Source organism: Dyadobacter sp. CY323, from assembly GCF_021390245.1.
GTDB lineage: Bacteria > Bacteroidota > Bacteroidia > Cytophagales > Spirosomataceae > Dyadobacter.
In genome coordinates this window covers 83,437-96,765 of record NZ_JAJUXH010000019.1, presented here as the reverse complement: position 1 = coordinate 96,765, position 13,329 = coordinate 83,437, and the positions used below count along the sequence as shown (strand labels likewise).

General features: G+C 46.9%; 8 protein-coding genes. 6 read left to right on the top strand and 2 right to left on the bottom strand.

Annotated elements, in window-relative coordinates:
* Positions 1 to 26 precede the first annotated feature (26 nt).
* The gene (locus tag LZG72_RS22805) at positions 27 to 719 is read right to left on the bottom strand and encodes a hypothetical protein (RefSeq protein WP_233877440.1); all 693 of its coding nucleotides are present in this window, start codon (positions 717 to 719) and stop codon (positions 27 to 29) included.
* Positions 720 to 923: 204 nt separating this feature from the next.
* Here LZG72_RS22805 and LZG72_RS22800 point away from each other — a divergent pair, with 204 nt between their 5' ends.
* The 4 genes from LZG72_RS22800 to LZG72_RS22785 all read left to right on the top strand — a co-directional run bounded on the left by LZG72_RS22800 (position 924) and on the right by LZG72_RS22785 (position 7,691).
* On the top strand, positions 924 to 1,523 hold the full coding sequence (locus LZG72_RS22800) for an RNA polymerase sigma factor (protein WP_233877439.1): 600 nt from the start codon (positions 924 to 926) through the stop codon (positions 1,521 to 1,523).
* An 89-nt stretch (positions 1,524 to 1,612) separates the two neighbouring features.
* Positions 1,613 to 2,722 carry a FecR family protein gene (locus tag LZG72_RS22795; RefSeq protein ID WP_233877438.1) on the top strand — a complete coding sequence of 370 codons (1,110 nt, stop codon included), beginning with the start codon at positions 1,613 to 1,615 and terminating at the stop codon, positions 2,720 to 2,722.
* 38 nt (positions 2,723 to 2,760) lie between these two features.
* Complete coding sequence (locus tag LZG72_RS22790) at positions 2,761 to 6,144, top strand: TonB-dependent receptor (RefSeq protein ID WP_233877437.1); 3,384 nt, start codon at positions 2,761 to 2,763, stop codon at positions 6,142 to 6,144.
* A gap of 29 nt (positions 6,145 to 6,173) precedes the next feature.
* Positions 6,174 to 7,691 (top strand): RagB/SusD family nutrient uptake outer membrane protein, encoded by a 1,518-nt coding sequence (locus LZG72_RS22785; RefSeq protein ID WP_233877436.1) that lies wholly within the window; start codon positions 6,174 to 6,176, stop codon positions 7,689 to 7,691.
* 57 nt (positions 7,692 to 7,748) lie between these two features.
* Here LZG72_RS22785 and LZG72_RS22780 read toward each other — a convergent pair whose 3' ends face one another.
* Positions 7,749 to 8,465: a DUF3891 family protein gene (locus LZG72_RS22780; protein ID WP_233877435.1), complete on the bottom strand. Its 717-nt coding sequence runs from the start codon at positions 8,463 to 8,465 to the stop codon at positions 7,749 to 7,751.
* 597 nt (positions 8,466 to 9,062) lie between these two features.
* Here LZG72_RS22780 and LZG72_RS22775 point away from each other — a divergent pair.
* Together LZG72_RS22775 and LZG72_RS22770 are read left to right on the top strand one after the other, a co-directional pair.
* Entirely contained in the window at positions 9,063 to 10,808 is a 1,746-nt protein-coding gene (locus LZG72_RS22775; protein WP_233877434.1) for an ABC transporter ATP-binding protein, read from the top strand.
* 108 nt (positions 10,809 to 10,916) lie between these two features.
* Positions 10,917 to 13,106, top strand: coding sequence for an SIR2 family protein (locus tag LZG72_RS22770; RefSeq protein WP_233877433.1), 2,190 nt, complete (start codon positions 10,917 to 10,919; stop codon positions 13,104 to 13,106).
* The last annotated feature ends 223 nt before the right edge of the window (positions 13,107 to 13,329 follow it).

Here is a 13,329-nt window from a genome sequence, read left to right as displayed (position 1 = left end):
TGAACCGGCCTTTTTACTTTTAATCCCTACTCTTCATCCGTGTCCGCATCGGCCGCATCGGCTGTCGCTTCGGCCTGATATGTATCTGCATATTTGATCTCATCCAGCCAGTAAGCTGAACTCACAATATCGAACGTTACCGAATTGCCTTCGGACGAAACTTTGTCCATTTTCCAAAGTATGTCTTTTGCTTCCTTGAATGGCGCCCCTTCCAGCTGACCGGAAAAAAGACGATTGATCAGGCTGCGATCCGACATACCGGCGGCCAGGATCCGCACAAGTGCTGACTCAGGGTTTTGATCAAAAACAGAAATGTCGCCGGTGATCTCAACCTGGAAATGGACTGCCTCGCCGCGGGGGAATTTCCCGTTATATGCTTGGTAAAGCAATTGCGTAGCGCGGAAGAAATCGGGGTGCAATGACAATTCCGGGTATTCTTCCCATAATTTTTCGGTGGTGATCTCATGCGAAAGATTCTCGATCTGGCCCTCGGTCAGCCGGCCATCGATCACATAGTCCAGAACAATGCGCGCAGATTCGTCCGGCTCATAGTCGGTCAGGGACATCATGCACATTTCTTTCAGTTCGGCATCCTTTATTTCTCCGGGGTTATCATAATCCATTGCATTCAGCAGGTTTACGTAATCCACATTGGTCCAGGATCCGGGTAATTCCTGAATATGTTCAAATGACAAAATCTTTATTTCAAACTGGCTCATGCTGATGGTTTAATGCGCGGGTATGCCCCGCATAGTTGATTAAAACTTGTTACGCAGTAAAAGCATGCCACAATGTTAATACCGTTTCCGGCAAATCTTCCTGAATTTTTCCATTTAAAACGAATGGAACAATTCAGGGTACTTTTTGTACGTTTGCTGTCTTTGGATAGTTAGCCTCCGGCTGAACGTGAAATGGGAACCCTGATGAGATATTCTACCGTTGACTTGCAGGAAAGTGAGATTAAGCAGCTTTGGCACCTGGCGCTGAATGGCGACCGCGACTCTTTTCAAAGACTTCTGGAAAAGACCTACGACCTCATGTTTCAATATGGCCATAAGTTTTCAAAGGATACCGAGTTGATCAAAGACAGCATTCAGGATGTTTTTCTTGAAATACTTGAAAAGAGAAATACACTTAACAAAGACATTCCCCCGAAACCTTATTTACTGGCATCGCTACGGCGCAGGCTGCACCGGCTTGGTCAGCGGCAGAAATGGTTCCTGCCCGAAGATCCATTCACAAACGCCGCCACCTTCGCCTTTGAGTTCAGTGCGGAGTATCATCTGATCCAGTCGGAAAGTACGCGCAGTGTCGCCGACCAAATGGCGTCTCTGATAAACGAGTTGCCAAAAAGGCAAAAAGAAGTACTGTACCTCCGGTTTTTCCAGGACCTCGACCGCGACGAGATCGCATTCATGATGAAGATCCAGCCGCAATCAGTTTCCAATCTTTTGCAGGAAGCTTTTAAATGGCTGAAAACACAATGGAAACCGGTTATTTCCCTGCTACCATTCTTTTTTTAGGCCTAATATTTTTTTGATAAAAAAAGTCAGAAAAATGCAGTATCCGTTGCCACCCCGTGTCTAATGGTGTTTGAAAGGTGCATTAAGACATGAAAAGTTATCATCATTTCTCGGTAGAAGATTTTTTCTGGGACGACGCATTCCGCAACTGGGTACTCCGGCCGACGCGGGAAGATCACCTGGTTTGGGAGCAATGGCTCGAAGAAAATCCTGAAAAGGCAAACCTGATCCTGCAGGCGCGTGAGCTCGTCGGTGCACTCGGACCGGCCGGGGTCGATCTGCCCGTTCCGGAAAAAAACGAGGCAATCGGTAAGATCATGGGACGATTTGATGCTTATGCCGTGAATGATGAGAGCCGGACGCACAAGCTGTTTTCATTAAGGTCGCGCTGGATGGCGGCGGCGTCCCTTGTTCTGCTCTTTGGGGCAGCCTGGCTTTTTATCAATTACAATGCACGCAAAACGATCAACTACGACCGGCTGATTTCCATGGCCACGGTGCAGCTTCACGAAGTACGCAATACAGGTAACAAACCCATGACTGTTTCATTGAGTGACGGAAGTTCGGTCACACTTGATCCCGGCAGCAAGATGAGTTACCCAACCCGGTTTTTGGATTCAAAAAGAGAAGTTTACTTGTCGGGCAGCGCGTTTTTTGACATTACAAAAAACCCTGAACGTCCCTTTTATGTGTACGCAGATGAGGTGGTGACCAAGGTACTAGGTACCCGTTTTCAGGTGCGTTCTTTCACCCATGAGCAGGAGGTTTCGGTAGCCGTAAAAACCGGCCGGGTATCCGTATTTACGAGAGAGGCGGAGCAGCCGGAGGAACTAGCTTCCGGGACTGAACTTTCGGGTATGCTGATCGAGCCGAACCAGCAGATCACCGTGGCGCGGAGAACCGCGAAGATGACCAAAACACTGGTACCGAATCCAGAACCCATTATCGCGGGAACTACGGGTCAAAACCTCGATTTCGACGATTTCCCCATTTCAGAAATTTTAAAAACCCTACAAAAAGCCTATGGTATAGAGATCATTTTCGATGAAAACAGTATGAAAGATTGTCCCGTCACCGCCCGGTTGTCAGATCTGTCGCTCTATGAAAAACTGGACCTGGTATGCAATGCCGTGGGTGCCAGCTATCAGGTCATAGATGGTCGGATCGTAGTGACCGGCAAGGGCTGCGCGGCCATGTAAACAACATTCCAAAAACTTACCTTAATTAATTTCCAACAATGAAAAAAACGGTTTATAACCGGCATCATTTGCTGCTCGTCATGCGAATGTGTCTAGTACAAATTGCGCTAACATTCTGTTTTGCAGGCGGTTCCCCGGTATACGCGTCGAGCGCCCAGGAACTCTTAAGCAGAAAAGTCACCGTGCACGTAAACGGCGTTGAGATCCGGCAGGTTCTGCAAAAAATAGAGCAGCAGGCAGACGTCCGTTTCGTATTCAGCTCGAAGCTGATCCAGGCGGGACGGAAAGTTTCATACACAGCCGAGGACATGCCGCTCGCGGAAGTTCTAAATGGCGTATTGACGCCACAAGGACTTATATATGAGGTGAAAGGAAAAAATATCGTGGTTAAACCAATGGAGAAACCGCGCGAAACCGGCCAGGTGTCTGAACCGGAACAGTTAGGCCAGGCTTCTACTGCGGAGATCAGTATCCGGGGAAAAATCATTGATGCGCAAACATCGGAGCCTCTTCCCGGGGTAAATGTGCTCCTAAAAGGAACTCAGGTAGGAACTTCGTCGGACGTCGATGGTAACTATTCGATCCAGGTGCCCGATGCGAATGCGACGCTGGTTTTCAGTTTCGTAGGTTATGTTTCTTTTGAAACGGTTGTTGGTAATCAAACCACGCTCAATGTAAATCTGAAAACCGACAACAAGTCGCTTGAAGAAGTGGTCGTGGTAGGTTACGGATCTGTGAAGAAAAGCGATGTTACCGGTTCGGTATCTTCCATTAAGGCCGAAGAAATTACGGCTTATCCTGCATTAGGTACGGTTCAGGCTTTGCAGGGACGTGCTGCCGGTGTCCAGATCCAGGCGAACAATGGTGAGCCGGGCTCAACTTTCAAAGTGAGGATCAGAGGTGCAAGTTCGATCAATGCGAGCAGTGATCCCATTTACGTAGTGGATGGTTTTGTCGGTGGCGCAATGCCCCCGCCGGAGGATATTGCTTCCATTGAAATTCTGAAAGATGCGTCTGCAACAGCCATTTACGGTTCACGTGGAGCAAATGGGGTGATTATGGTCACTACCAAAAAAGGTGTTTCAGGGAAACCAAGAATCGAATTCAACAGCTCCTTTTCTTCTCAGGAAGAGATTAACCGGCTCGATCTGCTGAATGCTGATCAGTTTCTGGACTACGTGCAGGAAGCGCGGCCAAACATCGTTTCAGCCGGCGGGAATACTGACTGGCAGGACCAGATTTTCAGAAAAGGCGGCATTCAAAATTATCAGCTGTCTTTGGCAGGAGGTAATGACGCGGTGAAATACTACGTTTCCGGCGCACTTTATGATCATAAGGGCATCATCATCAATTCGGGTTATAACCGGTTTTCGGTGACCAGTAATATCGACATTCAGGCTTCCAAAAACCTCAAATTCGGTCTGAATCTTTTTGCGCAGCGCGTATCGAGGGATCAGTCCAAAACGCAGGAAGGTTCGTCAGGACTGACACCGGGAGTTGTAGCTTCGGCATTCAAATTTGAACCGGACCAGCCAATCAGGGACGCAAATGGGCGATTTACGGTAGCCCGACTGAACGACCCGCTCGACAACCCCTATGCGATTGCGACACAACTCGAAAACCAGTCACTTACGGATCGCATTCAGGGTAACCTTTTTGCAGAATACAGTTTTTGGGACGATCTGAAATTGCGGGTTACATTAGGTGCAACCACAAACAGCGGCCGTGCCGGAACCTACCTGCCGAGTACATTAAACGACGGACGTAACATTGGCGGCCGGGCTTCGGTGATAGGTACAAAAAGTACATTGCTGCTGAATGAGAACTATTTGATATACAATAAAAAGATCGGCACAAACAGCGACCTGTCCGTTATGGCGGGATATTCTTACCAGACTTCGTCGAGTGAGAGATGGGGCGGAACGGGCCAGAACTTTATCACTGACGCGGTTTCGTTCTGGAACCTGGGCGGATCATCTGTGTGGCAGGCACCGGAGTCGGGCCTCACTGAATGGCAGCTTGCTTCGGTTTACGGCCGGGTGACTTATTCGCTGGCGGACCGTTACTTGTTTACTGCGAACATCCGTCGCGACGGTTCGTCCAATTTCAGCAAAAACCATAAGTGGGCAACATTCCCATCCGGTGCATTTGCGTGGAAAATGTCGAGCGAGCCATTTATGCAGAATATGCATGCGATCAGCCAGTGGAAATGGCGCGCAAGCTACGGGTTGACAGGAAACCAGGCAATCGGACCGTATCAGACCATGGCACGTTTCTCTAATGTGTACACCGTCATCAACGGACTGGCAGTGAATGCGGTACGCCCGACTACGGTAGCCAACGAAGACCTTACCTGGGAAACCACCAAGCAATTTGACATCGGAATGGACGTAAGCCTTTTCAACAACCGCCTGAACCTGGTTTTGGATTACTACAGAAGGGTGACCAACGATCTGCTTTTCAGTGTGCCGCTTCCTCAATATTCGGGGTATACCGACCAGCTGCAAAATATCGGATCGGTTGAAAACAAAGGCTTTGAAATCACATTGAACACGAGGAACCTGACGGGGGAGTTTAAATGGAGCACCGACCTGAATTTCTCCATTAACCGGAACAAGGTGTTGGAACTGCCGAATGGTACCGACATTTTCTACAACTCGGCTCCGGGGCATATGGTAGGTTTGGGACAAACGCAGGTACTTCGTGAAGGTCAACCCGTGGGAAGCTTTTACGGCTGGCTTTATGACGGTGTGTATCAGCAAAACGACAATTTCATTCCGGGCGGCGGATTTGAGGTTACCGCAGGTGGCGAAAAATACAGGGATATCAATGGTAAAAAAGACGCCAGCGGAAAGCTCACCGGCGAACCTGACGGCATGCTCAACAGCGACGACCGTACGATTATCGGCAACCCGCACCCGAAATTCACCTGGGGACTTAACAATGATTTCAGTTACAAAGGGTTTGATCTCAATGCATTTTTCCAGGCTTCTCAGGGTAATGATCTGCTGAGCTACACCTTAATGGAGCTGAACCTGCTGTCGGGAATCAACAACGCAACTACCGAGGCGCTGAACCGCTGGACACCGGAAAACACAAATACCAATGTGCCGAAAGCGGCTGTGGGACGCACGCGCCGGGTTTCCACGCGCTGGATCTACGACGGAAGTTTCATTCGTCTGAAAAATCTTGCATTGGGATACAACCTGCCCCGCCCTGCCCTGGAAAAACTGCATTTGAACAAGCTTCGCATCTATGTGAGCGCGCAGAACATCCTGACATTCACGAAGTATAAAGGATATGATCCGGAGGTGAATTATTCGTCGGAGGGTGACACAGAAGGCAACCGTAACCTTGGTCTGGACTATGCCAGCTACCCGAATGCAAAATCCTACACAGTAGGCCTCAACATTGGTTTCTAATATTCACAATTGCATTAAAAAAGAAGACAATGAATATACATATTAAAAGATGCTTTATTTTTCTGCTTCCCGCATTGCTGCTAAGCTGCGCGGACCTGACAGAAAAACCGGTGGGTTTGCTGGCGCCGGAAGCCATGTTCAAATCGGCAAAAGATGTTGAAACCGCCATTTTTGGAGCGTATGGCTGGATCGCCTCGGAACGGTTATATGGCCGGCAATTTGTTTCTGCGCTCATGCTTCGCGACGATATGTCCGACATCGGTGACCGTGGTACTCCCGCGGAACGGCAACAGATGAACGATTTCAATATGGACGATAATAACAATATGGTCAATCAGTTCTGGCCATACTGGTATCAGGTGATCAGCGCGACCAATGCGGCTATCGCAGGCGCCAATCAGCTGGGATTACCTGAGGCTGAGATCAATCCGCTGATTGCAGAAGCCAGGTTTGTGAGGGCATTTGCTTACTTCCATCTGGTACGGGTTTTCGGTGATGTGCCTTATATCGACTTTTTCATAACCAATCCTGAGTCTGTAAAACAGCTCGGCCGCACCCCGGCGGCAACCGTTTACGCAGCTGTGATCGCGGATCTTGAATTTGCAAAACAATGGTTGCCGGACAAGCAGCCCGCTGATGTAAGAAGCCGCCCGACGAAGGGTACTGCGGCTTCTTATTTGTCGGTCGCTCATCTTACGTTGCAGGATTACGCCAAAGCGTATGCCGAAGCGAAATATGTGATTGATAATAAAGACAAGTTTGGCTACGGGCTGGAAGCTGACTTTCAGACTTTGTTCCGCGCACCTCAGGCCAACAATCTGAAAGAACATATTTTCGCGATCGACTTCCTTGGACTTCAATCCGGCGCAGGCGGTGCCAATGACGACATTATGGCTCCCATGACGGGTGTCCGTGGCGGCGATGCACCTAGAAGCGGCTGGAGTGTGGTTGTTCCGTCTCAAAAAGTGTACGATACCTGGGATGCACGCGACTACAGAAAAGTGGTAAGTATGGATACGGCGATCCTGATCGGCGGCAAACTAACCCGCTACAATCAGTTCCCGAATACGCCGAGACCTCACATTGCGAAGTATGCGCGTTTTGCGGGAAGTTCAAATGCAGAGGGACGTTATTCCGATCACAACTATGCAGCAATGCGTTATGCGGAGATCCTGCTGGTGGCGGCCGAAGCATCCGCCGAAGTAAATGGACCAACCGCTGAGGCAATCGGTTATGTAAACGAAGTGCGTGCAAGAGCAAGGAATTGGGCAGGAACTGTCACCACTTTCCCTGCAAATGTGCCAACTGGTTTAACGAAACAGGCATTTATCGATCTGATCCTGGAAGAAAGGAGGCTCGAACTTGCATTTGAATACAAACGCTGGTACGACATTCAGCGCAGAAAATTGGGGGATATCGTTTTCAAAGGACCGAATTCGCTGGAACCACACCCGACTTTCAATGCAGCCCGCGACTACCTGATGCCGATCCCGAGAACGGAATTGCAGATCAATCCAAACCTGGCGCCTCAGAACCCGGGTTATTAATATTGGTTAAATAAAAAAAGAAAGAGACTGTCCGCTTCAAACCGGGCAGTCTCTTTTCTATTTACGGGATATCTGTCGGGACAGGAGCTGCACGTCGGCCGATTTCAGCAACTTAGTGAATTCTGCATTACTTTTAAATGAGAGTTGGCTGAGGTTCCGTGTTTCGTAATTAATGGTAAACGAATCTACTTCAAATGGCCACGGAGAAACGATGAGTCTTTGATCTTCACCTTCCCGGAGTTCGTAATGCGTACCATCGGGACCCGTACTGATCTCCATTCTACGATGCTCGGGCTGCACCATATTCTGGCAAATGAGTAACGACATCGCATCACAAAATTCAAGCAACTCATAACTTGCCGATACCTGCTCCGGACTCGTTTCCGCCTGTTTGATCCATTGTTTTTCCTTTTGCTTCAATGTCATACAATATGCATCTGCCCGGGGTTCCTGCTGGTAAAGAAACTGGATATGCCGGGAGATTAATAATGCGACATACATCCCTTTTTCGGTAGCCTTTGCCAGTAAATTGTCGCAATCAGTCGCATTAAACTGAGCGGTTTTAAAATTCTTTGGGCCGCCGTTCTCATTCAGCAGATCTGTACCTTCCAGCTCGTTACTCACATCATCATGCTCCGTAGTTGCAATCAAGGTTTCGACCCACCGGACCGGCTGATCACTTTTTTTCCAATGTCCGCAAATCTGCCCCGCAAGCAATCCATGAGAACGCTGCAAAACAATAGACCAGCCTTCTTCTTTGTAATTGACAATCATGTGGAGGTGGTGGTTTGGTTTGAAGTATGTTGAAATCAGGTTTCGGTGGGCTGAAAAAATTGTACCATTTGGCCAAGTACCCCCGACCCTTAAAGGGAGACGTCTGTTTTTCAAGGGCCCCCGACTCATGAAGGGGAGACGTTTGTTTTTCAAGGCCCCCGACCCTTAAAGGGGAGACGTTTGTTTTCAAAGGGCCCCCGCCTCTTGAAGGGGAGACGTCTGTTTTCAAAGGGCCCCCGACCCCTAAAGGGGAGACGTTTTTACATAAGAAACGCAAAAGTCCCCTTGAGGGGATTTAGGGGAGACCTCTGTTTTTCAAGGCCCCCCGACCCCTAAGGGGGAGACGTCTGTTTTAGAAGGCCCCCCCGACTCATGAAGGGGAGACGTTTTTACATAAGAAAACGCAAAAGTCCCCTTGAGGGGATTTAGGGGAGACGTCTGTTTTAAAAGGCCCCCCTACCCTTAAAGGAGAGACGTTTTATATAAGAAAATGTAAAAGTCCCCTTCAGGGGATTTAGGGGGAGAACCGCGAACAGATTTAGGGGAGAAACTTGGTACAATTTTATTCACAAGAAGCATTTCCCTACCCATGCCGATATGCAACTACTTTTGAAGTATCTCAAACCCCATTACAAACTTGTTTTTCTCGCATTACTATTAGCCGGGGCCGCCCAACTTCTGACGCTGATCGACCCGGTTATTTTTGGCAAGATCATCGATCAATATGGCACGAACAAGCAACAACTTCCTGAAAATGAACTGATAAGAGGTGTTACCAAATGGCTTTTGCTTGCACTGGGAATTGCGGCAGTGGCGAGGCTGTGCAAAGCAGGACAGGATTATATTACACGAAAAGCAGTGGCCCGTTTTGGAATGAATATCTTTAATGACGGCCTGAAACAAACCCTGAGGCTTTCGTTCCAGGAATTTGAGGAAAGCCGCAGCGGCACCACACTTTCTGTTTTGCAAAAAGTAAAAACAGACGCCGAGCGGTTTATAAACTCTTTTATCAATGTACTTTTCACTTCGCTCGTCGGGGTTGGATTTCTGATCTGGTACAGTGTCAACCGCAACTGGCTTCTGGTACCTGTTTTTTTCATCGGCGTACTTCTTCTTGGTGCATTGACCGGACTGGTTTCGAAACGGATCAAAGGCATTCAGAAATCCATTAACCGGCAAACGGACCGGCAGGCTGGCGTCATCACGGAAAGTCTGCGCAATATTGAGCTTGTCAAAAGTCTGGGACTCACATTCGCGGAGATCCGGAGGCTTAATACGCTAACATTGAGCATCTTCGAGCTGGAAATGCAAAAAGCCCGAAAAGTAAGTGTGCTGGCTTTTTTGCAGGGTAATATGCTCAACCTGCTCAAACAGTCGATCCTTTTTATTTTGCTCTGGCTGATATTCCGGAAAGTGCTGAGTACCGGCGAGCTCATCGCAATGCAGTTCATTTCCACGGCTATCTTCACCCCATTGCAGGAATTGGGTAATATGATCATTCTGTACCGGGAGGCCGACGCATCGCTAAAAACCTTCGATCTGTTAATGCAAAAACCGGTGGAAAAACGTCCTGAAAACTCCATCGAACTGGGGAAACTCGAAAACCTCCGTTTCCAAAACGTCGTTTTCCGGCACAAAACAGCAGGTTATAATGCGATTGACGCGATTTCCTTCGAAGTAAAACTTGGCCAGACGATTGCATTTGTAGGACCGTCGGGTTCGGGAAAATCTACTTTAGTGAAATTGCTGGTCGGACTTTACACACCGGTCAGCGGAGAAATTTATTTCAATGAAATTGCGTCCACAACCATCCGATACAATCCATTGAGAAGGCAAATCGGCTTTGTAACCCAGGACACGCAGCTTTATGCAGGCAGTATTCGGGATAACCTTTTGCTTGTAAAACCCGCCGCGACCGACGAGGAGATGAATGAAGCTTTGCGAAAGGCGTCCGCCACAAAACTGGTCGCAAAAGCATCAAACGGTTTGAACACCATACTCGGAGAAAACGGGATGAAGTTGTCCGGCGGGGAAAAACAACGTTTATCCATTGCCCGTGCATTGTTGAGAGACCCCCAGCTTTTGATTTTCGATGAAGCAACCTCCGCCCTGGATTCACTCACAGAAGAAGAAATCACGGCAACCATCCGGTCCATATCCAGCGACAGAAGGCAAATGACAATCCTGATCGCACACCGGCTATCCACCGTCATGCACGCCGACGTCATATATGTATTGGAAAAAGGAAAAGTCTCAGAATCAGGCTCACACGATGAATTGATCGAGCAAAAAGGACTATACTATTCAATGTGGCGCCAGCAGGTTGGCGAGCGGCGGGGGTGATAATTGCGGAAAGAGTCTAATGTTACGCATAGCTTATGGTAAAAATCAACTTTTTTTATCTTATTGCTGCTAGAACACGTAACATCCCCATCCGCGAAATTTACTTTAATGACGTCCTCAGCATCAGATCCGCTTGCAAACTGTCAAAATATATCGCATTTAAACACGCTGGCAAGAGACCTCGCCTTTAATATGGTCGATATTGCAACGGAGGAAAATGAATTAAAAAGTGCAATAGATCTGCTACTTGATCCGTCCACGCTGCAGGGGACTAACGAATCACGGCGTGTTAGAAATATTCTTATAGTAGGAGCCGGTGCAACACGTAATGCAAATGAGAGTATACCCACCGCCTGGGGTGTTGTCGAATCGCTTTATGACCATCACGGCAAGGATAATCCTGCTTTCAAAATTAGTCTTCAAAAAATTGAGGACGATATTAAGAACAATTATCCCGGAGCAGTTACTGACAGTTTCGAAGCAAAATTAAGGGAACTTGAAAAAGTGATCGGCGGCCCGAGTCTTCGGGCGGAACTCCGTCAGCAGCTGGGTTATAAGCATGTTACCAGCCAATTCTATGAGATTGTCGGACATATGTTTAAACACCGGCTGATAGATGTTATCATTAATTTCAATTTCGATGAAATACTGGATAATGTCATCGATGACGAAATGGGTGCGGGGGAATATTATAAAATATTGCTGAATGGACATTGCCCCGATGACTTTAATGACTTGTACATGGAATATAAGCTGGCTCTGCCCATTTATATTAAGCCTCATGGAACGGTCAGTCACGCCGGAAGTCTAAAATTCACGTACAACCAATATAATGAAGGAAACATCTCGATCAAATCCCTTATTGCTGATTTATTGTCACGCAATCACGAACGAGGTACCGAAATTTCCAAGAATATCATTGCGGTTGGTTACTCTTTTAAGGATGTAGATCTGCACAGCATTCTCAAAAATGCCGCACTTGAAAACAAAGACAAATTCTCATACTATATTTTTGACAGTAAAGAAGAAACGGAATATCTGGACAATACCTTTTTTCAGCAAAACAGTTCGCTGATTAGCCCCGTCTATTTTCAGACAGATAAAACTCCACTCGGTGATTTATTTAAAAAACTCTGGGAATTAGCGACCAACTGTTTTAAATCAGAATTCAGGGATAAATATTTAAAAGGAATTGAGAGGCATGAGATCATTGCTTCCTTATTTCATAAAACAAACGCCACGCCCATTAAGTCACTATTAAAAAAAGAAGATCCCAATTATACCGATAATAAAAAAAGATTACTCGACTTCCTTGAAAAACGGATTTACGTAGAAATAGCAATTGTACTGGCTAAATCCAAAGGTCTCGTACACATCAATCAATTTAAGGAGAGCCGGCTAAAAAAATACATCAGCCTTTTTTATGAGCAATCAAAAGGACATCCCAGGGTACTCAGTTTGGCGGAATTCATAAATCACTTCGATGATGTTGAAACTTACATGGAAGTCATGAAAGACACGTACGTGCTGACCGAAAACATGAAACCATCCCTGGATAGCGAGGTTAACATCGAGGAATTAACAAAATCTCTTGCAAAAGCAACGCGGTTTTCAGTGAACACACCTTATTTCAGAGAGCTGTTTACCAAGGTTTCGCAAAACAAACTTTGCATTGTCAATTCCGACATAAGAGAGTATTATTTATCACCATTTACTCAATTATCCCGCCGAAACCTTCTCTATTCAGATACAAGGTGGCTCTGGAAATTCAGGAGTAAGTTTGTTGAAACGAACTGGAATATCGTCCTATCGATTTCGGAAAGTGGTGAGATATTAAATGATCCATTTTATTACGATCTTCTGGCAAAGCGCAAATCGGTTGTATGGACAATTCTTGCTGACTATCGGATAGATAGAAGTAAGGCTGATCCCGAGCAAAAGGGTGCCAAAAGTTATCCCGATGTGAATTGTAAAGTTGAGTACTTACCCTGGGAAACGCATAACAAACACATGTACATTTTTTTAAATGTAAATGACCGGGGAAAAATTAAATTAAGGTATGGGATTTACTATACAAGAAGGCTGCTATCAGACGTCGTGAATCCGATTTACCTTGATACCGAACCGAATCTCGAAATTCTATTCGATTATTTCTGCTCCTATTGGCTGAGGGCGAAATCTTACTCCGAAGAACAACCTGATCTGAAAAGAACAGCGGAAGATTTCAGGATAAATAAAGAAGCGATTAAGAAACAACTGGTTGAAGAAATTACATCTCTCCCGAAAAAGGGAGGTTGAGCAGCCAAGCCCGCATTTTATCGGATAACCCGTCTACGGTTTTCCATGCTGCCATTTTTTAGGTCCGGTAATGGCTTCATCGCTGGTTGCAAACACGGTATTTGTTGCCGGATTTGGATAGACGTGAAGATCAGATGCCGCCGCAATATTTCCGGCAAAAAAGGCAGATACATTTCCCCCATATTATAAATATTAAAAGCCCCCCACCTCACATCTCACCTCT